Here is a 26867-nt window from a genome sequence, read left to right as displayed (position 1 = left end):
GTGAGCGAGGAAGCCGGGTGCGAGCCGGACGGGCAGGCGTCCGGGCACACGGCCGGCGACCGGGAGAGCGGCGGCCCGGACGAGCGGAAACGGCTCATGCGGGCCGGGGCGCGCGACAGGGTCCGCCGCTGGGCACGTGCGTCCGGGACCCGGGTACGCCGCGCGACACCGGGCACGCTCATCGCGGTCCTGGCGGCCGGGGCGTTCGGCAACCTGCTGGGCGACGGAGAGTTGTTCGACGTGCTCGCCGGCGTCGGCGGCAACGTCCTCACCGATGTACTCAAATCGGCCGTCCAGCGCCTCCGCCCCGGCGCCTCCGGCGAGGAGACCGAGGAGGCGATCCAACGGCGGATCGAGGAGGTGCTGGCCGGGGACGGCGACCGGGCCGCGGCGTTGCGGGCCGACATCGCCCCGGTCCTGCGCGAGATGGGAGACCTCGGCGACCTCCTCCGCGAGGCGCTGGGCGATCAGGAAGAAGCGCGGCGGCAGGTCATGACGGGCCTGGCCTCACTCGGCGAGGAGTTCGCGGAGTTCCGGTTCCTGCTCCGCGACGTCCCCACCGCCCTGGAATCCCTGCGGAGCAGTGCCGACCTGCACAGCGCGCAGCACCAGCAGATGGCCGACCTGATGCACCGGCAGACGCTCCAGACGGACCTCTTCCAGAGGGAGATCACGGCCCGGGGACGGCCGCCGCTGGGCGAACGACCGAGTTCGCCGTTCCCCCAGTGGAGCGGGGACCGTCCGTACCGAGGGATCTCGGCGTTCCAGCAGGGCGACGCCGCGCTGTTCCACGGCCGAGCCGGGGCCACAGAGGAGCTCCTCAGGATCGTGGCCAGGACCATCGAACGTGGCGGTCCGCACATCGTGATGGTGACCGGCGCGTCCGGAGTCGGGAAATCCTCGCTGCTGCGGGCCGGGCTGTTGCCCGCGCTGGCGACGGCGGGGAGGCGGCCAGGGCAGGCGACCGGACCGCTGCCCGCGGAGGCGGCGTACTGGCCCCGGATCGTGATGACCCCCATGGAATACGGCTCGCCCTTGCCCGGGCTCGCCCTGCATTTGGCGGCACTGGCGGAGAAGCGCAACCAGCGGGCGTTACGCGAGCAGCTGACCGCCGAGCCGGAGAGTGCCGGGTTCCTCGTCCGGGAGGCGGTGCTCGCCGAAGGCCGGCGCAGCCGGGCGGACCGCGTCGCGGGCGACGACAGGCGGCTCGTCCTGGTCGTCGACCAGTTCGAGCAGCTGTTCGGCTCGAACGGGCCCGGCGAGGAGAAGACGCGCGCGTTCGTCGGCGCCCTGCACGCCGCCGCCGTCCCCCTGTCGGACGCCGGAGTCCCGGCCCTGGTGGTGATCGCGGTACGCGGTGATCAGATCGACAACTGCGCGCGCCACCCCGTGCTCCGGCAGGCGCAGCAGGACAACCAGTTCGTGCTGGGCCCGATGGAGGAGCCGGATCTGCGGCGGGCCATCGTCGACCAGGCGGAGGCCGCGGGCCTGCGCATCGAGGAAAAGCTCGTGCAGAGGATCCTTCTGGACCTGCGTTCACCGGAGCTGGCGGACTTCGAGACCGGAACCCTTCCCCTCGTGGCCCAGGCGATGCTGCTCACCTGGGAGAACCGTGAGGGCGACCGTCTCACCGACCGCGCCTACGAGTTGTCGGGTGGCGTGCGCAGAGCCGTCGAGCAGAGCGCCGAGGAGGTCTACGCGAAGCTGACCCCCGAGGAACGGCCCGTCGCCCAGGACGCGCTGCGCCGGCTGATGTTCGTGGGCCGGGACGGGCGTCCGGCGTGCCGCAGGGTCGCCTTGAAGGACCTGCCCGTGGAGTCGCGGCCCATCCTCGAGAAGTTCGCCGACAAGCGGCTGGTCGTGATCGGAAACGGCGGGGCGGAGCCCGCTCACCAAGTGCTGCTGAAGGCCTGGCCCCGCCTGAAGGACTGGCTCAAAGAGGACATCGAGGATTGGAAGCTGTACGGGCGTCTCGCCGATGTAGCCGCGCAGTGGGCGAGCGGCAGGCCCGGCCCCGACCCGTCATTCCTCTACCAGGGACGGCAACTGCAGACGATCAGGTCGGCCGAGCAACGGTGGCTCACGGATCCGGGCCGGTACCCCGCCCTGGAGAGGCGGCACAGGGAGTTCCTGGACGCCTCCGTCGCCGCGGAGGACAAAAGGCGGCGCGTGTGGCGCGCCGTACTCGTGTCGATCGCGGCGCTGGCGACCATCGCAGTGGTCGCCGGCGTCTGGCTGGTGCGGGTGAACAGCAGGTCGGAGGCCGAGCATGCGGGCGAGCTGTCCCGGAAGCTGGCCGCGAGCAGCGCGAAGGAGGCGGATCCGGTCGCCGCCGCGCTCCTGGCGGCCGCAGCCTGGCGTGTCGCGCCCACCGACGAGGCCCGGTACAGCCTGCGCGCCGTCCTGGCGGGCCGCCACCGCGGCACGTTGACGGCCCACCTCGGCGAGGTCAGGGCCGTCGCCCTCAGCCGCGACGGCCGGATGATGGCCACCGGTGGCAGCGACAGCCTGATCAGGCTCTGGGACATGTCCACACGCCGCCCGATCGGCCGGCCGCTCGCCGGTCACGCCGGCACCGTGACATCGGTGGCCTTCGGCACGGACGGCCGGACTCTGGTCAGCGCGGGCGAGGACCGCACCGTTCAGCTCTGGGACATCGAGGGCAGGCGGCGCACCGCCCCGATCGCGGTCGGCGACACCGGCCCGATCGTCCTCGGCCCGGGCGGCGCGACCTTCTTCACTGGGACGCGCCTGTGGGACCTCGGCTCGCGCAGGCCCCTCGGCGAGCCGCTGGAGACCGCGACGAGCAGCGTCGCCTTCAGCCCCGACGGCCGGATCATGGCCACGGCCGACCTCGAACGGAACGTCCGGCTGTGGGACACCGCCATCGCCCGCCAGATCGGCCCGGCATTCACCGGCGCGACCGGGCCGCTGGCCTTCAGCCCCGACGGGGCGTTCCTGCTCACCTCCACAGGTGCCGCGCGCCTGGAGCTGTGGGACGTGGCCGGCCGCCGGACGCTGGGCGAGCGGCCGGGCTGCGCTTCGGGCGGTTCCCCGCGACTCACCGCGTTCAACGGCGCCGGCACGATCGCCGTCGGCTGCGACGACGGGTCGCTGAACCTGTGGACCACCAGCGGCCGCCCGCTTCTCGGCGGCCCTCTGGACGGTCACGGCGGCGCCGTCACCGCGGTCTCGTTCACCCCGGACGAGACGACCATGGTCAGCGCCGCCGGAGAGAACGTCCGGCTGTGGGACGTGCGCGATCCGGTGCCGGCCTTTCTCGGTGACCGGAACGGTCCGGTCGCGGCCGACCGGACAGGGAGGTTCCTGGCGACCGGAGCGTCCGGCAACGGGGACCGGCAGGTCCGGGTGTGGGATCTGACCACCGGGAGGAACACCGCGCTCAGGGGGCAGGGCGACTGGACCGGCGCCCTGGCCTTCAGCCCCGACGGCGGCGCGCTGGCGGCCGCGGCCGACGACAGGGTCGAGATCTGGGATGTGGCCACCGGCGAGACACGCGGCATCCTCGCCGACGCCGGACCGGTGAACGCGCTCGCCTACTCGGCCGACGGGCGGTCTCTGGTCGTGGCGTCCGGCGAGGCGGGATTCACGGTGCGATGGTGGGACGTGAGGAGCGGGCGCGCACTGCGGACGCTCACTCCGAAGGTCGCGCCGGGTGAGGACATGCGGTCGCTCGGCCGTCTGGAACTCAGCCCCGACCTGCGCCTGCTGGCCGCGGTCCAGGACGGGCAGTCGATACGGCTTTGGGACCTCGCCGACGGGCGTCCGCTGGGCGGGCCGATGGCCGGGCACACCGGCCTGGTCAACGATATGGCGTTCAGCCACGACGGCCGCCTCGTCGCCACGGCCGGTTCGGACGACACCGTGCGGCTGTGGGACACCACGACCCGGAGTCCTGTCGGCGAACCGCTGACCGGCCACACCGGCGACGTCGTCACCGTCGCTTTCAGCGAGGACGACCGCACGCTCGCCTCCGGCGCCCTGGACGGGACGGTCCGGCTGTGGGACACCGCCACGCGCAGGCAGCTCGGCGTACCGCTCACCGGGCCGTTCGAGTCCACGCGGAGCCTGGCGTTCCTGCCGGGAAGGGGGACGCTGGCCTCCGTGGAGGACACCGGGACGCTCGACCTGTGGCGTGTCGGGGAACCCCCCGATCTCCTCGGCGCGGTGTGCGCGACGGCGGGCCGGGCCATGACGCGCGAGGAGTGGCGGCGATACGCGCCGGGTGAGGGCTTCCGGGAGGTCTGCGACCATCGGCCCGCCGTCGCGCCCGTGTTCCCCTCCGCGAAGGACTTCCACACGCCGCTCCCGGTCGTCTCGTCCGGGCCGTCCGCCCCGCCGGCCGTCCCGGCGACGGCCGCCGGGTTCGCGGGCCGCTACACCCTGGTGCTCGACGACGGCGCGACCAAGGCCGCCTTCCGCCGGGAGGCACCGAGGCAGACGTTCCCCCTGCAGCAGGACATCACCAACACGGCGGGCCGCTATCTGGGGGAACGTTCGATCGACCTCGAAGCGGCGTGCGCCCGACCGGCCTGCGCGGTACGCCTGACCGGCTTCGCGGACGGACCGCCCGTCACCCTCGCCCGCCTCCGGGACGGGACCTTCCGCGGCTCCGCCGGGCACCGCGCCTGGATGCTGCGGGCCGCCACCGTCACCGACGATCGCGTGACGACCTTCACCCTCACCTACACGATCACAGATCCCACCCGCACCTACAGCGGCAGCCTCGGATTCCGCGGCGCCCGCCCCTGATCCGCGAACGCCTTCACGTTCTCCAGAAAGACACTCCACTCGTCCGAGCCGACGACGAGAGCGGGACGGTGACGCTCCTTGCTGTCCCGCACACCCCGGCGCCCACCGGACAAGTGCCCACCTCGACACAGTTACTCCCGTCACTCCCCGAGAACGAAAACTTGCGCCACCTGACCTCGCTCAATTCCCGGGCGAGACCGTCCACCCCTGCACTCACCTTGTCAGTCATATGGCGGAACTCTTCACCTCGGCGAGGAAGGCGGCCCACTCCGATGAGGAGATGACGAGAATGGAGCCGTCGTGATCGAATCATGCCCGCGGGAGGCCGTAAAAGGGAGAAACGTTCCCTGCGTCGAAAAACAGCTTGCCCCGGGTCGCGTGCACAGCAGTGGCGATACCCGGGGCGTACATGAGTCAGCTTAACCGATCCCCAGCCACATCGGGAGGTGCCCGATAGATCACGACGAGGCCAAGCGGGTCGTGGACCTGATCTCCCGCCCCCGGATGGCCCCCTACCTCCTCGCGGCCAACGGCGATCGGGAGGCCGCACTCCGCCTTTACGCGTGGAATCTGGAGATCAGCTGTGCCTTCGCCGGAGCGTTGCAGTACTTGGAAGTCGTGCTGCGCAACGCCATGGACAGCCGACTCGCCTCACACCATGGCCGACGTGATTGGTGGAACGTCCCCCGCCTGACCCTGGCCACGTACGCGCGCGGTGCCATCGACAAGGCGGAAACCGCCGGTCGACGTCGTGCGACATTCACACCGGATGACGTCATGACCGAACTGCCATTCGGTTTCTGGGTTTCGCTGCTGTCTCGCCGGAGCGACTACTACACGCAGCTGTGGTGGCCGGCACTGAGACACGAATTTCCCGGCTACCCGCACCATAGACCCGCTGCCCTTCACAACGATCTTGATCATCTATGTCGGCTCCGTAATCGAGTGGCTCACTGCGAACCTGTTCACCACCGGCACCTCGTGAAGGACTTCCAGAATCTGCTGAACGTGTTGGCATGCATCTCGACTGAGGCGGCTCGGTGTCTCCGCAGGTTCAGCAGGATCCCGGAGGTCATGGCACGCAAGGGGAGGGTGCTCGACGGTACGTCTTCGCCACGGTTCTGAGGTGCGGGGCTCCTCTGGCGGGATCGGGGGCCCGGAAAATGTCGTACCAGGCTGCGATGCTGAGGGCACGATGCGCGAGGGCCGCGGCTATCCGGTGAGACGTCGGGTGCTCCGAGCCTGCCGTCTCCGCGTGTCTCCACCCTGCTCACACACCTCACGGAGTGATCACATGCCTCAGGTGACCTCGAAGGACGGTACGTCGATCGTGTACGACCGTGCCGGGGACGGGCCGGCCGTCATCCTGGTGGGTGGGGGCGCGGTCGATCGATCCGAGAACGCGCCGCTCGTGCCGGAGCTGGCGCGGCACTTCACCGTGTACAACTACGACCGGCGCGGGCGGGGGGACAGTTCGGACACCCTTCCGTACGCGCTGGAGCGCGAGTTCGAGGACGTCGAGGCGCTCATCGCCGAGGCCGGGGGCTCGGCGCACCTCTACGGCGTCTCGTCAGGAGGTGCTCTGGTCCTGGAGGCCGCGGCGGCGGGGGTGTCCGCCGGGCGGCTCGCGGTGTACGAGGTGCCGTACGACCTGGGCGAGGACACGCCGCGGCGTCAGCGGGAGTACGTCGCGAAGCTCGACGCGCTGCTCGCCGGGAACCGTCGCGGCGAGATGTTCGAGCTCTTCATGCGCACGGTCGGCTCGCCCGAGGAGTCGATCGAGGCGGCGAAGAACTCCCCCATGTGGCCCGGCTGCGAGGCCATCGCGCACACGCTGGCGTACGACGCGGCCTGCCTGGGCGACGGCAGTCCGCCCGTCGAGCGCCTGGCGAAGATCACCCAACCGGTCCTGGTGGCGACCGGCGGAGCCAGCCCGGAGTGGTTCCTCAAAGGGGGTGGCGACTTCTTCGCCAAGGCCGCGGACGCCATCGCCGCCGCCCTCCCCCACGCGGAACGCCTGACCTTAGAAGGCCAGACCCACGTGGTCGACCCGAAGGCCCTCGCCCCCGTCCTGGAACGGTTCTTCACCCAATGATCACTTCACCACAATTGGACGACCTCGACGCACGCGCCCCGCGCGCGGCCGAGCGTTGGAGCCTGATGGTCTGGGACTGGTCGCGCGAGGCCATCGAGGACCCCTTGATCAGCGACGCCTGCCGCCTGTTACTCGCGGCGGGAGCGCGCCAGTCCGCCGAAAGCGGCGCACCCGCGGCTCGATCCGCAGCCCGGAGAACGACCTCGCCGCGAAGTTCGGCGAGGTCGGGGCCCGTCACTGATAGCGATCAGATTCTTTCTGAATGCGACCAGTCGTGCGTCCACGTCACGCTGCGGCGATGACCCTTCTGCCCTGAGAAGGCTCTGTCACGAACGACCGGCGGTCGGGCCAGGACGCCGGTGAGGGGCATCCTGGCCGGTCGCCGCAATGTCGGCAAGCCGGACGAGAAGGCTGCGGTCAGCGGGCGTCGACGATCATGCCGGCGCCTACGGTGCCGTTGGTGGTTTCGTCTATCAGGATGAAACCGCCGGTCAGGCGGTTTCTGGCGTAGTCGTCGACGAACAACGGCTGGGTGACGCGCAGGGAGACACGGCCGATCTCGTTGAGGCCGAGGGACGTCGCGGACTCGTCACGGTGCAGGGTGTTGACGTCCAGGCGGTAGTGCAGGTCGCGCACCAGCGCGCGGGCCGTGCGGGTGGTGTGCTTGATGACGAGCTTGGAGCGCGGGGCGAGCTTGAGCCCGTCGGACATCCAGCAGACCATGGCCTGGATGTCCTGGGCGACCTGCGGCCGGTTGTTGGGACGGCAGATCATGTCGCCGCGCGAGATGTCGATGTCGTCCTCCAGGCGGAGGGTGACCGACATCGGCGCGAACGCCTCGTCCCGGGGCCCGTCGAAGGTGTCGATGGCGGCCACGCGGGTGGTCAGGCCAGAGGGCAGGTGCATGACCTCGTCGCCGGGCTTCAGCACGCCGCCCGCGACCTGCCCGGCGTACCCGCGGTAGTCGTGGAAGTCATGGTCGTTGGCCCGCTGGGGACGGATGACGTACTGGACGGGGAACCGCACGTCGACCAGGTTGCGGTCGGAGGCGATGTGCAGGTTCTCCAGGTGGTGGAGAAGGGAGGTGCCCTGGTACCACGGCATGTTCTCGGACCGGGACACCACGTTGTCGCCGTGCAGCGCCGAGATCGGGATGAAGGTCAGGTCGCCGACGTTGAGCTTCGCCGCGAACGCCGTGAACTCCTCGCGGATCTCCTCGAAGCGGTCGCGGGAGTAGTCGACCAGGTCCATCTTGTTGACGGCGAGCACGAGGTGGGGCACCCGCAGCAGCGTGGTGAGGAACGCGTGGCGGCGGGACTGCTCGACCACGCCCTTGCGCGCGTCGATGAGCACGATCGCCAGGTCGGCCGTGGACGCGCCGGTGACCATGTTCCGCGTGTACTGGATGTGGCCGGGGGTGTCGGCGATGATGAACTTCCGCTTCGGCGTGGCGAAGTAGCGGTAGGCCACGTCGATCGTGATGCCCTGCTCGCGCTCGGCCCGCAGGCCGTCGGTCAGCAGCGACAGGTCGGTGTACTCGGTGCCCCGGTCACGGCTGGTGCGCTCGACGGCCTCCAGCTGGTCCTCGAAGATCGCCTTGGAGTCGAAGAGCAGACGCCCGATGAGCGTGGACTTGCCGTCGTCGACGGAACCCGCCGTGGCGAAACGAAGGATGTCCATCAGAGCTGATCTCCATCGGTAGCGGCGAGGCGAGGAAGGTCGTGACGGGAGGCGGCGAGGGCGTGGGTCCGCAGCGGACCGGCGGCCGGGCGCGCGGCACGTGCCCCGCGGGAGAACGCGAAGGCGCGGCGGGAGGGGAGGGACCCGCCGTTGAGACCGGCGATGGGGGAAGGGGGCATCAGAAGTAGCCCTCCTTCTTGCGGTCCTCCATGGCGGCCTCGGAGGCGCGGTCGTCGGCCCGCGTCGCACCGCGCTCGGTGATGCGGGTGGCGGCGATCTCGGCGATGATCTGCTCGACCGTGCCGGCGGCGGACTGGACGGCGCCGGTGCAGGTCATGTCGCCGACCGTCCGGTAGCGCACGACGGCCTCGAACGTCGGCTCGTCCTCGCCGCGGTTCACGACCTCCGAGTCGGCGAGCAGCATGCCGTCGCGCTCGAAGACCGTACGGGTGTGGGAGAAGTAGATCGACGGGATCTCGATGTCCTCGCGCCGGATGTAGTCCCAGATGTCGAGCTCTGTCCAGTTGGACAGGGGGAAGACGCGGATGTGCTCGCCCTTGCGGATGCGCGCGTTGTACAGGTTCCACAGCTCGGGCCGCTGGTTCTTCGGATCCCACTGCCCGAAGTCGTCACGGAAGGAGAACACGCGCTCCTTGGCGCGGGCCTTCTCCTCATCGCGGCGCGCCCCGCCGAAGACGGCGTCGAACTCGTGCTCCTCGATCGCGTCGAGCAGCGTCGTGGTCTGCAGCCGGTTGCGGCTGGCCCGCCGCCCGGTCTCCTCGACGACCCGCCCCGCGTCGATCGACGCCTGGACGGACGCGACGACGAGGCGGGCGCCCAGCTCGGCGGCCCGCCGGTCACGGAACTCGATCACCTCGGGGAAGTTGTGCCCGGTGTCGACGTGCATGAGGGGGAACGGGATGGGAGCGGGCCAGAAGGCCTTCTCGGCGATCCGCAGCATGACGATGGAGTCCTTGCCGCCGGAGAAGAGCAGACACGGGCGCTCGAACTCGGCCGCGACCTCACGCATGATGTGGATCGCCTCAGCCTCGAGGACGTCGAGCTGCGACGTCGTGTAGTCCCTTGCAAGCATCTGCTCTTCCTCCGGGCTAGCCCTGACGGTGCGCGTCGCGGATGCCGGCGAGCAACGTTGGCGCCAGATCCGGTAGGGAGACCAGAATATCCGGCAGCGAGGGGTTCTCTTGGTTGTAGACCAAGGGGCTCCCGTCGATGCGGCTCGTATGGGCTCCCGCGGCGCGGGCGACCGCCACCGGGGCGGCCGAATCCCATTCGTACTGGCCGCCCGAGTGGACGTACGCCTCGACCTCGCCGGTGACCACCGCGACGATCTTCGCGCCGGCCGAGCCCATGGGTACGAGATCGGCACCCACGAGATAGGCCAGCTTCTTGACGAACTCGGGGGGCCGCGTGCGGCTGACGGCGATGCGGATTCTGCCCGGACGGGACCTGGGCAGCTCGGACGGCTCGGCCGTGCTGAGCGTCACGCCCTGGGCGGGCAGCGCGACGGCCCCGGCCACGAGCTCGCCCTGCGCTCCCGCGCTCTGGGCGGCCCCCCGCTGCCACAGGGCGACGTGGACGGCCCAGTCGGCGCGCCCGGCCTCGCCGAACTCCCGCGTGCCGTCGAGCGGGTCGATGATCCACACGCGGTCGGCGACCCGGCGGCGCGGGCTCAGCCGCTCCTCGCGGGTGCCCTCCTCGGACAGGACGTAGTCGCTCGGCCGCAGCCGCGACAGCGATTCCATGAGGTGGACGTGGGACTCACGGTCACCCGCCTGGCGCAGCGCCGTCGGGTCGCCGAAGCCCTGCCCGGCGCGCAGCGCCAGAAGCCGCTCCCCCGCCTCGGCGGCGAGATCTCTCGCGAGCGCGTGGTCGTCGCGTATCGTCACGATGCCCTTCCTGATGCATGCCGCCCCGAGTTCCCAGGCCACGGGGCGTGCGCACCCGGGCCGCTTGCCCGCCCCGGGCTAGTACGCACCCGAGCCGCGCGCCACGGCGGACCAGGTCTTCCACAGGATCTGAAGATCCAACGTGAGAGACCAGTTCTCGACATAACGCAGGTCCAACCGTACCGATTCCTCCCACGAGAGGTCGGACCTGCCGTTCACCTGCCACAGACCGGTCATGCCGGGGCGGACGACCAGCCGCCGCCGCACGTCGTCCCCGTACCCGGCGACCTCCTCGGGCAGCGGCGGCCGGGGCCCGACCAGCGACATGTGCCCCACCAGCACGTTTACGAGCTGCGGCAGCTCGTCCAGCGAGTGGCGGCGTAACCAGGCGCCGAGCGGGGTGACCCTGGGGTCGTTCCTGATCTTGAACAGCAGGCCCTCATGGTCGCTGACGAGGTCGATCTTGCGGTGCTCGGCGTCCGTGCCCATCGTGCGCAGCTTGAGGATCGTGAACTCGGCGCCGTCCCTGCCCACCCGCGTCTGCCGGAACAGGGCCGGGCCGGGGCTCGTGGCCCGCACGGCGACCGCGAGCGCGGCCAGCAGCGGGCAGAGGACGGCGAGGGCGACGGCCGCGACCGTGCGGTCGAAAAGGTTCTTGAGGAGCCTGCGGGTGCCGGCCAGCTCCGGATGCTCGACGTGCAGCAGCGGCAGCCCGGCCACCGGCCGGATCGTCGTGCGCGGCCCGGCGACCTCCATGAGCGCGGGGGCCACGACGAGGTCGGTGCGGGTCTTCTCCAGCCGCCAGGCGAGACGCCGCAGGGCGGTGCCGTCGAGCTCCGGACACGCCAGGACGGCGACGGTGTCGGCCCCGGCCTGGCAGACCGCCAGGGGCACGTCCGTGAAGTCGCCGAGGACCGGGACGCCCTCGACCTCGCCCGGCGCGTCCTCGCGCGGCAGGCACACGCCCACGACGTCCATGCCGTGGTAGGGCTCGGCGCGGAAGCGGCGGATCAGGTCGGCGAGCGCGGCGCGATGGCCCACGGCGACCACGCGCCGCATGCACCGCCCCCGGGCCCGCCTCGCGTGGAGCCTGCGGCGAAGCCCGTACCGGCAGCACAGAGTGAGGAATGTCATGAGCGGGAGCGCCAGCACGACGTACCCGCGGGCCAGGTCGGTCTTGGTGACGTAGGCGGAGATCGCGACGCCTGCGGTGAGGAGGAAGCCGCACTGCGAGATGCGCCGGAACTCCTCGGACCCGACCCCGACCAGCCGCGACTCGTACGCGCGGTTCAGGCCGAGCAGGCACACCCACAGGACCGGCAGCACGAGGCTGAGCACAAGGTAGGGCGTGACGTAGGGGGTTACCTGGCCGAACCGGACGTTGACGGCGGCCGCCCCGGCGAGTAGCCCGCACGCGAGGTCGATCGCCACGGCGAGGAGGCGGTAGCGCCGGACCCACCGAGGCGGCCACGGCCGCCCGTACGGCCCCGCGAAGCCCTCGAACGGCGCCGCGGGCCCGCGCGCCGACCTCCGCACCGAGACCTCAGGCCTCTCGGCGACGCCCACTCGTGCCTCCCCGCTACCGTCCGGACACTTTCCGTGAGGATGCTAGCGGGAGCCTAGGACAATCTTGACTCGTTCCTGGAAATCGGCTGACCGTCGGCGTGGGGGCCTGGCCGGTCTCGGTTCGCCCGGGATCTCATCCTTGATCGGTTTCGGTGCCGGCGACCGTCGCCCGACCGGGCCGTTCCGCTTGCAAGCATGCCGTAAGGATTCGTCAAATCGCGCGACATATCACTGTGTCAAGAAATCGAGTCACTGACCGATGGAGATCATCAGATGACCGACCCTACGTCGGACTCCATGCGCGCGAGGAGTCCTGCTTCCCGCCCGCCGAGGGCCGTGGTGCGACTTCTCGGCCTGCTGGAGGTGCTCGGCCCGGCGGGCCGCGTCCACCTGGTCGGCGTGCGGCAGCGCACGCTGGTCGCGCTGCTGGCGTTGCGGGTCGGCGAGATCGTGACCTACGAGCGGCTGGTGGACGGCCTGTGGGGGGAGGATCCGCCCGTGACGGCGATGGCCAGCCTTCGCAGCCATGTCGCCCGCGTGCGACGGGCACTGGCCGACGCCGACTTACCGGAAGTGCTCGCCACCAGAGGCCGGGGGTATTCGCTCGACCTCGACCCGGGGTCCGTGGACGCCTGGCGTTTCGAGTGGCATGTCAGCGCGGCGAGACGTGAATCGGCCCGTGAGGAGCCCGCGCGCGTGGCCGAGGAGCTGAGCAGGGGCCTGGACCTGTGGCGGGCCGACGTACTCGTGGACTGTCAGGTGTGGGGGTGGGCGGACGGGGAGGCCGCACGGCTGCGCGAGCTGCGCCTGTCGGCGACCGAGGATCGCTGGGCGGCGGGTCTTCGTTCGGCCGGCCCGGTCGAGGCGATCGGCGAGCTGGAGCGTCTGGTCGGCGCCCATCCACTGCGGGAACGGCTGTGGGAGCTGCTGATGGCGGCGTTGCACCTGACCGGACGGCCGGGCGAGGCGCTCGCCGTCTACCAGCGGGCGCGCGCCGTGCTCGCGGCAGCACTGGGGGTCGAACCGGGGACGGCGATGCGCCGCCTGCACGCCGCGATCCTCGCCGACAACGCCAAGGACGTGGGCCCCCAGGTCGCGCTGGACGTTCCGCGCCGCCCCCATGTGGCGTCCGGCCTGCCCGTCCCGCTCACCGAGTTGATCGGCCGGGATTCGGAGCTCGACGCCGTCATCGCCCTCCTCCGTTCGCACCGGCTGATCACACTGACCGGTGCGGGCGGATGCGGAAAGACCCGCCTGGGCATCGCCGTGGCGTCCCACGTGGCCGGCGACTTCGCGGACGGCGCCTGTTTCGCCGACCTTTCACCCATTGAGGCACCCATAGAGTCACCCATAGAGGAATCGCATATGGTCGCCGCCACGGTCGTCGCCTCGCTGGGGCTGCGAGTGCGGCCGGGCTCGGATCCCGAGCGGACGCTCATCGCCGGTCTTCGCGACTGCGAACTGCTGCTGGTCCTGGACAACTGCGAACATGTGAGGGACGGGTGCCGCTCGCTGGTGAGACGGCTGTTGAGCGCGTGTCCCCGGGTCCGCGTGCTCGCCACCACGCGCATCCGGCTGGCCGTTCCCGGCGAGCTCGTGCGGCACGTTCCGCCGCTGCCGGTTCCCGACCCCTGCCGGCACGGCACCCTGGCGGAGGTGATGGCCTTCCCGTCCGCGCAACTGTTCCAGGCCCGCGTGTGGGAGCGGACAGGGGCGCGGATCGCCGAAGCGGACGCCCGGGCACTGGCGCGCGTCTGCGTCGAGCTGGACGGCCTGCCCCTCGCCCTCGAACTCGCCGCCGCGACGAAACCCATGCTCACCATGTCGGAGATCGCCGACCGGCTGGGCGACCGCCTGCACGTGTTCAGCGACAGGGCCACCATGCCCAGCCATCGCAGTCTAAACGCGACACTGGATTGGAGCTACGAGCTGCTCAGCGCCTCCGAACAGGCGCTGTTGCGCCGCCTGGCCGTCTTCGCAGGAGGCTTCACCCTCGACGCCGCCCAGGCGCTGTGGCCGGAGGAGACCCTCACGGTGCTCGGCGCCCTGGTGGACAAGTCGGTGGTCATGACGGAGCAGTACGGCTCCGGCTCCCGCTACCGCCTTCTGGAGACGGTACGGGCCTATGCCGCGGAGCGGCTCGCCCGCACCGTCTCGGGAGAGGAGGCCGAAGCCCGCGACGCCCACGCCGAATACTTCCTCCGTCTCGTGCGGGCGGGGGATCGGCGTGAGGACGACCCCGAAGACCAGGACCGGTTCGACCGGCTCGCCGGCGAACACGACAACCTGCGCGCGGCGATGTCGTGGGTGTCCGCGCGGCAGTCCGGCGACACCGATCCGAGGTTCGTCCTCGCTCTGCGGAGGTACTTCGACCAGCGTGACCATCATCAGGGGACGCGCGGCGCCTGAGCGATCCGCCGGGCGCAGGAGGCGGGCCCCGGCGTCGCGATGCCCGCCGCCACAACGGCATCGACGTCGCCGGGGCCCGCCGCGCGGGTCTCAGGGGCCGATGACGACCTGGTGCTTGAGTTCTCCGTACGCCTCGTCGAACTCCGCCACCGCCAGGTCCCGCCAGGGGTCCGGCAGGCCGCCGCCGTTGGCCTTCTGCAGCGCGGTCAGCCCGTCGGCGATGTCGACACCGGCGGCGCTCAGCCACGGAATGGAAGCCGGCCTGAGGACACCGGCGTACCGATCGATGTACCCGACCTGCGCCACAGACACGGTCGTGTTCCTCCCGAGCGTCTGCGCGGCGGAGGTGAACGAGTTCAGCGCCTCCGCACGGAGCTGCTGCCGGGCCGCGGGGTTGGTGGTCAGCGCCGCCTGGTCGAGGGACCTCAGCCCCCTGTTCAGCGCCGTGACGTACTGGATCTTCAGCGTCTCGGGAAGGACCGTGTACTCACGGAAGTCGAGCGCGTAGTCGGGCGGGCACGTCGGGCACCAGGTCTCCACCAGGATCGGAATCGGGACGCAGTCGACGATCCTTCCGTTCCTCCAGATCGGGATGCAGTTCGAATACCCGTCGGCCGAGGCCGGCGCGCTGACCGCTACCTGTCCTAGAAGCACCGATACGAGAAGAGCTAGCAGAGCGGCTGCCCATCGGCTGCGTTTCACTGGTCCTCCATGGGGGGGTGGCAGGATGCGCTGACATCACACGCGCCGGCCGCGACCGGAGCAGCACCGGTTTATCCCGCCGACCTTGTGGCGGCGTTGTGACGGCATTGCCGCCGCTCCGCGCGGGCTGGAGGAGGCGCCCGCGGGCCGCTCAGGCGGCGCCGCGGTCAGCGTGGGGGCTTGGCCGGCTTCAGGTCGCTCGGGTGGAAGGCGTTCTGCGTGGCCTCCAGGCCGCTGGTGATCAGCGACTCGGCGACGTCGGCGGCGCGGTCGACCAGGAAGGGGAGGTCCTTGCGCTCGGCGGTGGCGAAGTCGCGCAGCACGTAGTCGGCGGCGTCCATGCGGCCGGGCGGGCGGCCCACGCCGAAGCGGACGCGCAGGTAGTCCTTGGTGGCGAGGGACTTGGTGATCGAGCGCAGGCCGTTGTGGCCGTTGTCGCCGCCGCCGAGCTTGACGCGCAGCGCGCCGTACGGGATGTCCAGCTCGTCGTGGACGACGATGATGTTCGCGGGCAGGACCTTGAAGAAGTCGGCCAGCGACTTCACCGGCCCGCCCGAGAGGTTCATGTACGACCGCGGCTTGGCCAGCACGACGGACGCCCCCGCGAGACGCCCCTCGACGACCTCGGCGTGCGCCTTGTGCGTCTTGAAGCGGCCGCCGACGCGCGCGGCGAGCTCGTCCAGCACCATGAACCCGGCGTTGTGCCGGTTACCGGCGTACTCGGGGCCGGGATTGCCCAGGCCGACGATCAACCAGCGGTCCACGAGATCTCTCTCCGTTCACTCTCTGCGCCCGGCGAATGGCCGCGGACATCGAACAGGGCAGCCCGCGGGCCCGGAGACCGGCGCGTGGCTGCCCTGACGACGATACGGGAGATTACTCCGCGGCGGCCTCGGCGGGCGCGCCCTCGGCCTCGCCCTCGGCGGCCTCCTCGGTCGCGGCGGCCGTCGGCTGGCTGATGACCTGGAGCACGACGGTCTCCGGCTCGGCGACGAGGGAGGTGCCCTGCGGGAGGTTCAGGTCGCCGGCCGTGACGACGGCGCCGACCTCCAGGCCCTCGATGTCGACCTCGATGCCCGTGGGGATGTGCGTGGCCTCGGCCTCGACGGCGATGCTGAGAAGCTGCTGGTCGAACAGGCCGCCCGGGGCGATGTCGCCGGTGGTGGTGACCGGGATCTCGACGGTGACCTTCTCGCCGCGCTTCACGAGCAGCAGGTCGACGTGCTCCAGGAATCCCTTGATCGGGTCGCGCTGGACGCCCTTCGGCAGGGCGATCTCGTTGACGCCCTCGCCCTGGAGGCGGATCAGCACGTTGGGCGTGCGCAGGGCGAGCAGGAGCTCGTGGCCGGGCAGGGTGAAGTGCTTGGGCTCGATGCCGTGTCCGTACAGGACGGCGGGGACCTTGTCGGCGCGGCGGATCTTGCGCGCGGCGCCCTTGCCGAACTCGGTGCGCGGCTCGGCGACGATACGTACCTCGGACACGGTGTCTCCTAGGGAGTTCTGGAATGTGGAAGGCGCTCACCCTCACCCGCCCTAGCGGAAGGCGTTACGAGCGCGGACAACTCTCAAAGCCTATCCGACTGTGCCTATGGCTTCGCTCCGCTCGGCGGTTCGGGGCGCCTTGGAGTCGGCGCCCCGAACAGGCTTCACGGCACGGCGGTCCGGGGCGCCTGGGAGTCGGCCCCGAACAGTGCCCAGGGTCTCCTCCGGCTCGGCCGGAAACCCGATCAGGCGTCGCCCTCGAAGAGGCTGGTCACCGAACCGTCGTTGAAGACCTCGCTGATGGCGCGGGCGATCAGCGGGGCGATCGACAGGACGGTCAGCTTGTCGAAGCGCTTTTCCTCGGGGATCGGCAGCGTGTTGGTGACGACGACCTCGGAGATGCGCGAGTTCTTCAGCCGGTCGACGGCCGGGCTGGAGAAGATCGCGTGGGTGGCGGCGACGATGACGTTGGTGGCGCCCTGCTCGTACAGGGCGTCGGCCGCCTTGGTGATCGAGCCGCCCGTGTCGATCATGTCGTCGATCAGCACACAGGTGCGGTCCTTGACCTGGCCGACGACCTCGTGGACCTTCACCTCGTTGGCGACGTCAAGATCGCGCCGCTTGTGGATGAACGCTACGGCGGTGCCGAGCTGGTCGGCCCAGCGCTCGGCGAGGCGGACGCGGCCGGTGTCGGGCGAGACGATGGTCGTGCTCGCGGGGTCGAGCTTGTCGCTGAGGTAGCGGTGGAGCACGGGCATGGCGAACAGGTGGTCGACCGGGCCGTCGAAGAAGCCCTGGATCTGCGGGGTGTGCAGGTCGACCGACATGAGGCGGTCGGCGCCCGCGGTCTTGAACAGGTCGGCCATGAGCCGGGCCGTGATCGGCTCGCGCCCCCGGCCCTTCTTGTCCTGGCGGGAGTAGCCGAAGAAGGGCAGGACCACGGTGATGCGCTTGGCCGACGCCCGCTTGAGGGCGTCCACCATGATCAGCTGCTCCATGACCCACTTGTTGATGGGCTCGGTGTGACTCTGGATGACGAACGCGTCGCTGCCCCGCACGGATTCGAGGTAGCGGGCGTAGATCTCGCCGTTGGCGAAATCGTGGAGCTTGGTCGGGGTGACGTCGATGGCGAGGTGCTTCGCGACCTCCTGCGCCAGCTCCGGGTAGGCCCGGCCGGAGAAGAACATCAAGTGCTTCTCACCGGTCGTCTTCTTGCCGCTCACGCTGCCCTCCTCTCCTTGCGGCCCACCGGACGTGTCCGCGACGCGACGCCGCAGTTCTCGGCTCGCTCGCCGCGTTGTTTCATTTGGTGCTCTCCTGATGTTGTTCCCCGGCCGGCCCGTCTTGATCGCCTGCCGGGTGAGTGGCGTCGGCCGGTCGTGTGGCCGAGCCGTCCAGCGCCCGGTGTGCCGCCTCGGCCGAGGCCGTGCCGGCGCGCCTGCGCGCGACCCACCCTTCGATGGTGCGCTGACGCGCCCGGCCCACGGCCATCGCCCCCGGCGGAACGTCGTTGGTGATGACGGAGCCGGCCGCGGTGTACGCGCCGTCGCCGATGGTGACCGGGGCGACGAGCATGTTGTCGCTGCCGACCCGGACGTGGTCGCCCACGGTCGTGTGGTGCTTCCGCACGCCGTCGTAGTTCACGAAGACGCTGGAGGCGCCGATGTTGGAGCCCTCGCCGATGGTCGCGTCGCCGACGTACGTGAGGTGCGGAACCTTGGAGCCCTCGCCGACGCGGGCGTTCTTCATCTCCACGTAGGTGCCGGCCTTGGCGCCCCGGCCGAGGACGGTGCCGGGCCGCAGGTAGGCGTACGGGCCGACCGACGCGCCGGGCCCGATCTCAGCGCCCTCGCAGACGGCGTTGCGCACGACGGCGCCCGCGCCGACGGTGGTGTCGGTGAGGGTGGTGGCGGGCCCGACCTCGGCGCCGGAGGCGATGGCCGTGCGGCCGTGGAGCTGGGTGCCGGGGTGGACGACGACGTCCGGCTCCATCACGACGTCCACGTCCACCCAGGTGGAGGCGGGGTCGATGACCGTGACGCCGGCGCGCATGTGGGCGTGGAGGACGCGGGTGTTGAGCACCCCGCGGGCGAAGGCGAGCTGGACGCGGTCGTTGACGCCCTCGACCTCGATGTGGTCGGCCGCGACGTACGCGCCGACGCGGTGTCCGTCCTCGCGGAGGATCGACAGCACGTCGGTGAGGTATTCCTCGCCCTGGGAGTTGGCCGTGGAGACGCGTTTGACGGCGTCGGCCAGCAGCAGGCCGTCGAAGGCGTAGACACCGGAGTTCATCTCGCGGATGACCCGCTGCTCGGGGGTGGCGTCGCGCTCCTCGACGATCTCCAGCACGGCGCCGGTCGCGTCGCGGATGACGCGGCCGTAGCCGGTGGGGTCGGGGACCTCGGCGGTCAGGACGGTGACGGCGTTGCCGTCGGTGGCGTGGGTGACCAGCAGTTCGGCCATGGTGTCGGTGCGCAGCAGCGGCGTGTCGCCGTAGGTGACCAGGACCGTTCCGTTGATGGTGCCGACCGCTTCCAGGACGGTGCGCACGGCGTGACCCGTGCCGTTCTGCTCGGCCTGGACGACGGCGCGGGCGTCGGGCCCGGAGGCGGCGAGGTGGGCCTGGACCTGCCCGCGGGCGTGGCCGACCACGACGATGAGGCGCTCGGGGGAGAGTCCTCGTGCGGCGGCGAGCACGTGGTCGACCAGGGCGCGACCGCACAGCTCGTGCAGGACTTTGGGGGTGGAGGACTTCATGCGCGTGCCCTCGCCCGCGGCGAGGACGATGACGGCGGCCGGGCGCGGCACACTCACGGACTGAGGCTCCCTCGGCGTCGCGGCTGAGACACGCCAGAGCGGGACGACGCGCGGTAACCCCCCGGGCACCGCATCGCCACCCACCTGACACCGCGAGCTTACCCGCCGCCCGCCGGGCGGGGCGCGGGCCCCTCCGTGAGGTGCCCGGCCCGGCCGAGGACGTTGCCGCGACACGCCCGCGACGGATGAGAGGAAAAGTTCCGGCGCCTGGACTCGAACCAGGACAACCCTGCTCCAAAGGCAGGTGGGCTGCCAATTACCCTACGCCGGACCGATTCGCGACCTTCCCAAACCGCGGTGACAAGGATACCCATCCAACGCCCTTGCCGCCCAACGCATTGCCGCCCGGCTCCGGGGCAGCAGAGCGTGGAGGCGCAGGCACCGAGGGAGTGAAAGTTCGTGGAATCCGCCGTCTTCGCGCGGGGCGCGTCCGCCGGGAACCCGGGCCAGGTCATTGATATATACGGATGGGTCCCTTTACCAGGTTTGGGGATGATTGCGCAAGACGTGGATCCGCCACCGGATGGCGGAGGAACCTTCATCTTCCCCACATTCCGGGCTTAGGGATTCCTAACTTACGATGCCGTAGGTTACGGTTACGTAGCTCCAGATCGTCCGCTTCTCCGAACACGTGAGGTAGCCCATGACCGTTGTCGCAGACCGCGCGACCCCTCCGCCGCGTCCCGATCTCGAACCGGAGCCGAAGTCGAACTTCGAGCGCGTCCTGCTCGTCGTCTTCGTCTCGGTGCCCTTCCTCGCGCTCCTGGCCGCGATCCCGCTGGCCTGGGGAAGCTTCCTGAGCTGGACGGACGTCGCCATCACCGCGGTGTTCTACATGATCAGCGGGCTGGGCGTCACCGTCGGCTTCCACCGCTACTTCACGCACGGCTCGTTCAAGGCCAACCGGCCCCTCAAGATCGCGCTCGCCCTCGCCGGCAGTCTCTCGCTGGAGATGGGCGTCATCGACTGGGTGGCCACCCACCGCCGTCACCACAAGTACTCCGACAAGGAGGGCGACCCGCACTCGCCGTGGCGCTTCGGCAACGACTGGAAGGCCCTGACCAAGGGGCTGCTGTTCGCCCACATCGGCTGGATGTTCTCCTCCGAGCGCACCAACCAGGAGCGCTTCGCCAAGGACCTCATCAGCGACAAGGACGTCAACCGCATCCACAAGCTGTTCCCGTGGCTCGTCGCCGCCTCGCTGATCCTGCCCGGGGTCATCGGCGGCCTGGTGACCTGGTCCGTCACGGGGGCGCTCACGGCCTTCTTCTGGGGCAGCCTGGTGCGCATCGCCCTGCTCCACCACGTCACCTGGTCGATCAACTCGGTCTGCCACGTCTTCGGCGACGAGGCGTTCGAGGTGCGTGACAAGTCCCGTAACGTCTGGTGGCTCGCGATTCCGTCCTTCGGGGAGTCCTGGCACAACCTGCACCACTGCGACCCGACCTCCGCCCGTCACGGCGCGCTCAAGGGGCAGATCGACCCCAGCGCCCGCGTGATCCGCTGGTTCGAGCAGGCAGGCTGGGCGACCGACGTCCGGTGGCCCACTCCCGAGCGTCTGGCGGCCAAACGGCGTGTCTGACCTGCCCTCTCGGTCGGGCCGCCCCCTGGCGGCCCGAACGTCCGGCAGTCTTCGGGTCCGCCCCTCAGATTCCGGTATAACCCCTCAAACCACCACTATTGCGGTTGCCGGACCCACAGGGCCCAGCATTATTAGACCCATGACCGAGTCCTCCAGACCCCGCGGACGCGTCCGTATGACGGGTAAGGAGCGCAGGGAGCAACTCATCCGGGTCAGTCGCACCCTCTTCGCGGAGAAGGGCTTCGACGGCACGTCCATCGAGGAGATCGCGGCCAGCGCCCAGGTGTCCAAACCGGTCGTCTACGAGCACTTCGGCGGCAAAGAGGGCATCTACGCCGTCGTCGTGGACCGCGAGATGCAGCGGCTTCTCAGCCTCACGGCCGTGGCGCTGAACGCCGGCCACCCGAAGATCCGGCTGGAACGTGCCGCGCTCGCGCTTCTGCAGTACGTCGAGGAGTCCAGCGAAGGGTTCCGCATCCTCGTGCGGGACTCCCACGCCGCCTCGGGCACCGGCACGTTCGCGAGCCTCATCAGCGACATCGCCAGCCAGGTCGAGGACGTCCTGGCCGACGAGTTCGCCGACCGCGGGTACCTGCCGACGCTCGCCCCGATGTACGCGCAGATGCTCGTCGGCATGGTGGCGCTCACCGGCCAGTGGTGGCTGGACGCCCGCAGGCCCGACCGGGAGGAGGTCGCCGCGCATCTGGTGAACCTCGCCTGGAACGGTCTCACCGGGCTGGAGCCGCGGCCCCGGCTGACCGCCGCCTCCACGCGCGCCCGGTCCGTCCCGCAGGCCGCCCTCGAGCTCCAGGGCGCCTCCTCGCCCACCGGCAAGGAGCTCAAGGGGCTGGAGAAGGCCCGCGAGAAGGACCTCAAGGAGCTCGAACGCGCGCTTGAGAAAGATCTCAAGGAGCAGGAGCGGGCGCGCGACCGCGAGGCCAAGGAGCAGGAGAAGGTCCGCGCGCGCGAGCAGCGCGAACAGGAGAAGCTGCTGCGCGAGCAGGAGAAGGTCCGGGCGCGGGAGCGGCGCGAGCAGGAGCGGCTGCGGGCCCGCGAGCAGCGCGAGCACGAGAAGCTGCTGCGCGAGCGCGAGAAACAGCGCGTCCAGGAGGCCAAGCAGGCCGATCGGGACACCACCCGGACTCCCCGGGTCGCGGCCGACCACGGCGAACGTGTGGAACTCGTCGAGCGGGTAGAGCTGGTCGAGCGGGTGCCGATCGACCGGCGCCCCGAGCTCGGCCCGGCGGGCGAGCCCGGCGAGGACGAGCGGCCGTGATCGAATTCGACGGCAAGTAAAACCGTCGTTGCTGAAAAGTTAACGTGTCGTTCAATTATATAGGGCATTTTGGACATATGTCCGTCGAGATCGTGCCGCCCATCCCTGAAGGTCACGACCTGCCCCTCCCTCAGGACCGTTTCCTCAACCGAGAGGAGAGCTGGCTCCACTTCAACGAGCGAGTGCTGGAGCTGGCCGAAGACCCTGACGTTCCCCTCCTGGAACGGGTCCGTTTCCTCGCCATTTTCGCCAGCAACCTGGACGAGTTCTTTCGGGTGCGCGTCGCGGGGCTCAAACGGCGGATGGCCACGGGCCTGCTGCTGCGCACGAAGAGCGGGATGAAGCCCCGCGAGGAGCTCGCCAAGATCGCCGAGATCGCGGCCGACCTCGCGCGGCGCCACGCGGCGATCTACCACAAGCAGATCTGCCCGCAGCTCACCGGCGTGGGCATCGACATCGTGCGCTGGGACGACCTCAGCAGAGACGAGCGCACCGCGATGCGCAAGCTCTTCCGCGAGCGCATCCGGCCCGTGCTCACCCCCCTCGCGGTCGACCCCGCCCACCCCTTCCCGTACATCTCCGGCCTGTCGCTCAACCTCGCCGTCACCGTGCGCAACCCGACCACGGGCAACACCGTGTTCGCCCGGGTCAAGGTCCCCTCGCAGCTCCCCCGCTTCGTCGCGGTCGCCAAGGACCGCTTCGTCCCGATGGAGGACGTGATCTCGGCCCATCTCGGCCAGCTCTTCAAGGGCATGGAGATCGTCGAGCACCACGTCTTCCGGGTGACCCGCAACGAGGACCTCGAAGTCGACGAGGACGTCACCGAGAACCTCATGAAGGCGCTGGAGAAGGAGCTGCTCAAGCGCCGCTTCGGCCTCCCCGTCCGCCTGGAGGTCGAGGACACGATCACCCCCGAGGTGCTGGAGCTCCTGGTCGACGAGCTCGACGTGTCCGACTTCGAGATCTACCGGCTTCCCGGCCCGCTCGACCTGTCCGGGCTGCACGCCATCGCCGATCTGGAGCGCGGCGAGCTGAGCTTCCCTCCGTTCGTCCCCGCCGAGACCGTGCACGCCGAGGACGACCTGTTCGCGACGCTCCGCGAGCGCGACATCCTGCTGCACCACCCCTACGACTCGTTCGCCACCAGCGTCCAGCGCTTCATCGAGGACGCGGCGGCCGACCCGAACGTCATCGCCATCAAGCAGACGCTGTACCGCACCAGCGGCGACTCCCCCATCGTGGACGCGCTGATCGACGCGGCCGAGGCCGGCAAGCAGGTCGTGGTCGTCGTGGAGATCAAGGCGCGGTTCGACGAGCACGCCAACATCAAGTGGGCCCGCAAGCTGGAGAAGGCGGGCTGCCACGTGGTCTACGGCGTGCTCGGGCTGAAGACGCACGCCAAGCTCGCGCTGGTCGTCCGGCAGGAGGCCTCCGGCGAGCTGCGCCAGTACTGCCACATCGGCACGGGCAACTACAACCCCAAGACCGCGCGCCAGTACGAGGACTTCGGCCTGCTCACGGCCGACCCCCTCCTCGGCGAGGACCTCACCGACCTGTTCATCCACCTCACCGGCTACAGCCTCCACTCGGCCTACCGGCGGCTGCTGGTCGCGCCGCACGCCCTGCGCGACGGCCTGCTCACCCGCATCGACCGGGAGATCGCCCACCACCGGGCCGGCCGCCCGGCGCACATCCGGATCAAGGCCAACTCGCTGGTGGACGAGCCGCTGATCGACGCCCTGTACAAGGCGTCGAACGCGGGCGTCCCCGTGGACCTGATCGTCCGGGGCGTGTGCACGCTGCGGCCAGGCGTCCCCGGGCTGTCGGAGAACATCCGCGTGCGCAGCATCCTCGGGCGCTTCCTGGAGCACTCGCGCATCTTCGAGTTCGGCGGCGGCCGCAGGCCCGAGATCTGGATCGGCAGCGCCGACCTGATGCGCCGCAACTTCGAGCGCCGGGTGGAGGCGCTGGTCAAGGTGAGCAGCGCCCGGCAGCGCGCGTACCTGTCGGAGATGCTCGACCTCGCCATGGCCGACACCACGAGCAGCTGGTGGCTGGACGGCGACGGCACCTGGGTGCGGCATCACACGGGCGAGAACGGCGAGCCTCTCCTTGATCTGCAGTCCCACCTGATAGGTAGCAGGCGGTGGAGGAGCATCGATGACTGACCCCGACATGCTGATCCGGGCCGCCGGGGCGGTGGTGTGGCGCGGGGCGGGCGACGATCCCGAGATCGCCGTCATCCACCGGCCGCGGCGCGACGACTGGTCGCTGCCCAAGGGCAAGCTGCTGCCCGGCGAGCACATGATCGCGGCGGCGCTGCGCGAGGTGGCCGAGGAGACGGGGCTCGGCATCGTGCTCGGCCGCCGCCTGCCGACCGTCCACTACATGAAGGACGGGCGCCCCAAGCGGGTCGACTACTGGGCGGCGCGCGCCGTCGCGCAGGTCGCCGAGCTGCCCTCCGACGAGGTGGACGGGCTGGAGTGGCTGCCGCTCGCCGAGGCGCGGGCCCGCATGTCGTACGAGGTGGACGCCGGCATGCTGGCCGGCATGCTGGACGCGCCGCTGGAGACCACGCCGCTGGTGCTGGTCAGGCACGCCAGCGCGGGCGAGCGCGAGGAGTGGACCGGCGACGACGACCTGCGGCCGATCGACAAGGAGGGGGAGGAGCAGTCCCGCGCCCTGGCCGAGGTGCTGTACGGCTACCGTCCCGCCACGCTGCTCAGCTCGCCGAGCAAGCGGTGCGTGCAGACGCTGGTGCCGTACGCGGCCAGGGAGCTGCTGAAGATCGGCACCGACCGGCTGCTGACCGAGACCGACTACGACCCGCCCGCGACGCTCGCGCTCACGTCGAAGCTGGTCGACGCGGGCGAGCCCGCCCTGGTGTGCAGCCACGGCAAGGTGCTGCCCGAGCTGATCGAGCGGCTGGTCGAACAACGCTCGGGCCCGCACCCGGGCGACACGCACCTGCGCAAGGGCGGGCTCGCGGTGCTGCACCACGTGGACGGGCGGATCGTGGCGTCGGAGCGCTACCGCACCTGACCCCGGCCCGGCGGTCAGGAGGTCACGTCGCCGGCCCCGCCGTCAGGACGTGCCGGTCACCTCGGCCCACACAGAGGGGAACTCCTCGTACGAGCGCTGGGCGGTGGCGCGCTCCACCCCGGCGAGCAGGCCGTAAGTGAAGGTGTCCTCGCCGGCCTGGCGCGCCCGCTCGGCCTCCTCCAGGAGGATCTTCTGGGCGACCACGCCGTCCTGGTGCAGCCCGAGGACGGTCTGCACGGACTTGGCGCGCTTGGCCAGTTCGTCCGCCTCGTCGCCGAGCAGGGGACGCAGCGCCTCGGCGGTGTACCGGGCGCGCTTGGCCGCCTTGCGCACGTCGTGCATGGCGATCTCGCGCTGCTCGGCGTCCTCGATGGCCTGCGCCGTCTCGTACCGCCTGACCACGCGCTTCCAGCTCTTGTCCGCGACCTTGGCGAGCGTGACGTCGGCCTTCTTGACGGCGAGGGGGGTGAGCGGAGGGTTCACGACCAGCGCGTCCAGCCGGTCGAGCAGGGCGAAGTACCGCTCGCCGCTCATCGCCTCGTTCACGCGTCCCATCGCTTCGCGCTCGCGCTCGGCGAGGTCGTCGCCGAGCCGGGTGCGGACGGGGCCGAACACGACCTCGGGCTCCAGCTCGTCCAGGTGGGCGGCGAAGCGCTCGCGGATCACCTCCAGGTCGCGGACCTCGCCGAGCACGTTGGAGATCCACCGCAGCTCGTCCTGGATGCCGGTCGTCTCGGTGATCACGTCGGAGAACGACTTCAGCGCGCTGCGCAGGCGGCGGCCCGCCACCCGCATCTGGTGGACGGCGTCCTCCTCTGACCTGCGGACCTGCGGGTCCTGGGCCGTCAGCGCCGCCACCTGCGAGGCCACGTAGGCCACGACCACTCCGCCCGCCGAGTCCGGGTCCAGGGCGGCGGGGGCCTGGACGGGGACGCGGTCGCCGAGGAGGCGGGCCAGCTTGCTCTCGGTGCCCGCCGGGGTGGCGCCGGCCTTGCGCAGGCGCTTGCCGACCTTCTTCAGCACGCCCTCGTCGCCGTCGATCAGCTCGGCCTCGACCTCGCGCCAGCGCTCGACGTGCCGGTCCTCGCCGAGCACCGTGCCCTTGACGTGGTCGTCGGCGATCTCCAGCAGCCGCGTGCCGTCGGGGCCGCGCAGGCTGGTGACCTTGCGCAGCGTCTCCAGCTCGGCGACCTGGACGAGCTTCTCGCCCCGGGTCTGGGCCGTCACCAGTTCGGCGAGTTCCGGAGGCACGATCTTGGCGCTGCGGGTCAGCGGCCGGGTGATCTCGTGACGCACCCCCTTGGCCTTCGGCAGCTTCAGGTGCCAGCCCGCGTCCTCGCCTCCGCGTCGCCGGCGCAGGGTGATGCCGTGGGCCGCCAGGCGCAGGTCCGGCGTGTCGAAGTAGACGGCGACGAGCCGGTGGCTCACCAGATCCACGGCTTCCTCGCACCCCGGGACGCCGGCGAAGTCGGGCACCGCGAAGTCCGCCGGCACGTCGAACTTGTCCTCGATCTCGATCGCCATAACCCACCCCTA

At 70.6% G+C, this 26867-nt stretch carries 20 protein-coding genes and 1 tRNA gene; 8 read left to right on the top strand and 13 right to left on the bottom strand.

Going from position 1 to position 26867, the window contains the following annotated elements; all coding sequences use genetic code 11:
- A complete protein-coding gene (locus tag DQ384_RS11135) occupies nt 1–4773 on the top strand; it encodes an nSTAND1 domain-containing NTPase (RefSeq protein ID WP_114028653.1) in 4773 nt (1590 codons plus the stop codon).
- Here DQ384_RS11135 and DQ384_RS44140 read toward each other — a convergent pair.
- Complete coding sequence (locus DQ384_RS44140; protein ID WP_425451443.1) at nt 4734–4865, bottom strand: DUF397 domain-containing protein; 132 nt, start codon at nt 4863–4865, stop codon at nt 4734–4736. The two genes, DQ384_RS11135 and DQ384_RS44140, sit on opposite strands and share 40 nt — an antisense overlap.
- Nucleotides 4866–5253: 388 nt before the next feature.
- Between DQ384_RS44140 and DQ384_RS40380 the strand changes: the two genes are divergently transcribed.
- A complete protein-coding gene (locus tag DQ384_RS40380; RefSeq protein ID WP_147268739.1) occupies nt 5254–5898 on the top strand; it encodes a hypothetical protein in 645 nt (214 codons plus the stop codon).
- Between the two features lie 169 nt (nt 5899–6067).
- Nucleotides 6068–6868, top strand: coding sequence for an alpha/beta fold hydrolase (locus DQ384_RS11120; RefSeq protein ID WP_114028652.1), 801 nt, complete (start codon nt 6068–6070; stop codon nt 6866–6868).
- A gap of 417 nt (nt 6869–7285) precedes the next feature.
- On the opposite strand, the gene cysN is transcribed toward DQ384_RS11120, so the two are convergent.
- The 5 genes from cysN to DQ384_RS11100 all read right to left on the bottom strand — a co-directional run bounded on the left by cysN (nt 7286) and on the right by DQ384_RS11100 (nt 12021).
- Nucleotides 7286–8548 (bottom strand): sulfate adenylyltransferase subunit CysN, encoded by a 1263-nt coding sequence (cysN, locus tag DQ384_RS11115; RefSeq protein WP_114028651.1) that lies wholly within the window; start codon nt 8546–8548, stop codon nt 7286–7288.
- Nucleotides 8548–8727, bottom strand: a complete 180-nt coding sequence (locus DQ384_RS40375; protein WP_147268738.1) for a hypothetical protein — start codon at nt 8725–8727, stop codon at nt 8548–8550. The genes cysN and DQ384_RS40375 overlap by 1 nt, the downstream gene beginning before the upstream one ends.
- Nucleotides 8727–9641 carry a sulfate adenylyltransferase subunit CysD gene (gene cysD / locus DQ384_RS11110; protein WP_114028650.1) on the bottom strand — a complete coding sequence of 305 codons (915 nt, stop codon included), beginning with the start codon at nt 9639–9641 and terminating at the stop codon, nt 8727–8729. The genes DQ384_RS40375 and cysD overlap by 1 nt, the downstream gene beginning before the upstream one ends.
- A 16-nt stretch (nt 9642–9657) precedes the next feature.
- Entirely contained in the window at nt 9658–10458 is an 801-nt protein-coding gene (locus DQ384_RS11105) for a 3'(2'),5'-bisphosphate nucleotidase CysQ (RefSeq protein ID WP_114028834.1), read from the bottom strand.
- 75 nt (nt 10459–10533) lie between these two features.
- On the bottom strand, nt 10534–12021 hold the full coding sequence (locus DQ384_RS11100) for a sugar transferase (protein ID WP_114028649.1): 1488 nt from the start codon (nt 12019–12021) through the stop codon (nt 10534–10536).
- Nucleotides 12022–12294: 273 nt separating this feature from the next.
- Between DQ384_RS11100 and DQ384_RS11095 the strand changes: the two genes are divergently transcribed.
- On the top strand, nt 12295–14430 hold the full coding sequence (locus DQ384_RS11095) for an AfsR/SARP family transcriptional regulator (protein WP_114028648.1): 2136 nt from the start codon (nt 12295–12297) through the stop codon (nt 14428–14430).
- A 90-nt stretch (nt 14431–14520) separates the two neighbouring features.
- On the opposite strand, the gene DQ384_RS11090 is transcribed toward DQ384_RS11095, so the two are convergent.
- The 6 genes from DQ384_RS11090 to DQ384_RS11065 form a co-directional block, all read right to left on the bottom strand.
- Entirely contained in the window at nt 14521–15084 is a 564-nt protein-coding gene (locus DQ384_RS11090; protein WP_147268737.1) for a hypothetical protein, read from the bottom strand.
- A gap of 215 nt (nt 15085–15299) precedes the next feature.
- Nucleotides 15300–15896 carry an aminoacyl-tRNA hydrolase gene (gene pth, locus DQ384_RS11085; RefSeq protein WP_114028646.1) on the bottom strand — a complete coding sequence of 199 codons (597 nt, stop codon included), beginning with the start codon at nt 15894–15896 and terminating at the stop codon, nt 15300–15302.
- A 112-nt stretch (nt 15897–16008) separates the two neighbouring features.
- Nucleotides 16009–16614 (bottom strand): 50S ribosomal protein L25/general stress protein Ctc, encoded by a 606-nt coding sequence (locus DQ384_RS11080; protein WP_114028645.1) that lies wholly within the window; start codon nt 16612–16614, stop codon nt 16009–16011.
- A 245-nt stretch (nt 16615–16859) separates the two neighbouring features.
- A complete protein-coding gene (locus tag DQ384_RS11075; RefSeq protein ID WP_114028644.1) occupies nt 16860–17837 on the bottom strand; it encodes a ribose-phosphate diphosphokinase in 978 nt (325 codons plus the stop codon).
- Nucleotides 17838–17916: 79 nt separating this feature from the next.
- Nucleotides 17917–19428 (bottom strand): bifunctional UDP-N-acetylglucosamine diphosphorylase/glucosamine-1-phosphate N-acetyltransferase GlmU, encoded by a 1512-nt coding sequence (glmU, locus tag DQ384_RS11070; protein ID WP_114028643.1) that lies wholly within the window; start codon nt 19426–19428, stop codon nt 17917–17919.
- Nucleotides 19429–19629: 201 nt separating this feature from the next.
- A tRNA-Gln gene (locus DQ384_RS11065) sits at nt 19630–19702 on the bottom strand.
- Nucleotides 19703–20074: 372 nt separating this feature from the next.
- Between DQ384_RS11065 and DQ384_RS11060 the strand changes: the two genes are divergently transcribed.
- The 4 genes from DQ384_RS11060 (at nt 20075) to DQ384_RS11045 (ending at nt 25331) form a co-directional block, all read left to right on the top strand.
- Nucleotides 20075–21013, top strand: a complete 939-nt coding sequence (locus DQ384_RS11060; protein WP_114028642.1) for an acyl-CoA desaturase — start codon at nt 20075–20077, stop codon at nt 21011–21013.
- Between the two features lie 175 nt (nt 21014–21188).
- Nucleotides 21189–22289 carry a TetR/AcrR family transcriptional regulator gene (locus DQ384_RS11055; protein WP_114028641.1) on the top strand — a complete coding sequence of 367 codons (1101 nt, stop codon included), beginning with the start codon at nt 21189–21191 and terminating at the stop codon, nt 22287–22289.
- Between the two features lie 77 nt (nt 22290–22366).
- Nucleotides 22367–24457: an RNA degradosome polyphosphate kinase gene (locus DQ384_RS11050; protein WP_114028640.1), complete on the top strand. Its 2091-nt coding sequence runs from the start codon at nt 22367–22369 to the stop codon at nt 24455–24457.
- Nucleotides 24450–25331: an NUDIX hydrolase gene (locus tag DQ384_RS11045; protein WP_114028639.1), complete on the top strand. Its 882-nt coding sequence runs from the start codon at nt 24450–24452 to the stop codon at nt 25329–25331. The genes DQ384_RS11050 and DQ384_RS11045 overlap by 8 nt, the downstream gene beginning before the upstream one ends.
- 42 nt (nt 25332–25373) lie before the next feature.
- On the opposite strand, the gene DQ384_RS11040 is transcribed toward DQ384_RS11045, so the two are convergent.
- Nucleotides 25374–26855, bottom strand: a complete 1482-nt coding sequence (locus tag DQ384_RS11040) for a CYTH and CHAD domain-containing protein (protein ID WP_114028638.1) — start codon at nt 26853–26855, stop codon at nt 25374–25376.
- Between the last annotated feature and the right edge of the window lie 12 nt (nt 26856–26867).

Origin of the sequence: Sphaerisporangium album, from assembly GCF_003323745.1 — a bacterium.
Taxonomy (GTDB): domain Bacteria; phylum Actinomycetota; class Actinomycetes; order Streptosporangiales; family Streptosporangiaceae; genus Sphaerisporangium; species Sphaerisporangium album.
The sequence above is the reverse complement of the archived record's forward strand: the minus strand, read 5'-3'. Positions and strand labels throughout refer to the sequence as shown.

Excerpts from the sequence above, each read along its gene's own strand:
- DQ384_RS11045 (WP_114028639.1), top strand. The coding sequence starts at position 24,450 with ATGACTGACCCCGACATGCTGATCCGGGCCGCCGGGGCGGTGGTGTGG.
- DQ384_RS11095 (WP_114028648.1), top strand. The coding sequence starts at position 12,295 with ATGACCGACCCTACGTCGGACTCCATGCGCGCGAGGAGTCCTGCTTCC.
- cysD (WP_114028650.1), bottom strand. The coding sequence starts at position 9,641 with ATGCTTGCAAGGGACTACACGACGTCGCAGCTCGACGTCCTCGAGGCT.
- DQ384_RS11040 (WP_114028638.1), bottom strand. The coding sequence starts at position 26,855 with ATGGCGATCGAGATCGAGGACAAGTTCGACGTGCCGGCGGACTTCGCG.
- DQ384_RS11120 (WP_114028652.1), top strand. The coding sequence starts at position 6,068 with ATGCCTCAGGTGACCTCGAAGGACGGTACGTCGATCGTGTACGACCGT.
- cysN (WP_114028651.1), bottom strand. The coding sequence starts at position 8,548 with ATGGACATCCTTCGTTTCGCCACGGCGGGTTCCGTCGACGACGGCAAG.
- DQ384_RS11060 (WP_114028642.1), top strand. The coding sequence starts at position 20,075 with ATGACCGTTGTCGCAGACCGCGCGACCCCTCCGCCGCGTCCCGATCTC.
- DQ384_RS11050 (WP_114028640.1), top strand. The coding sequence starts at position 22,367 with ATGTCCGTCGAGATCGTGCCGCCCATCCCTGAAGGTCACGACCTGCCC.
- DQ384_RS40375 (WP_147268738.1), bottom strand. The coding sequence starts at position 8,727 with ATGCCCCCTTCCCCCATCGCCGGTCTCAACGGCGGGTCCCTCCCCTCC.
- DQ384_RS11055 (WP_114028641.1), top strand. The coding sequence starts at position 21,189 with ATGACGGGTAAGGAGCGCAGGGAGCAACTCATCCGGGTCAGTCGCACC.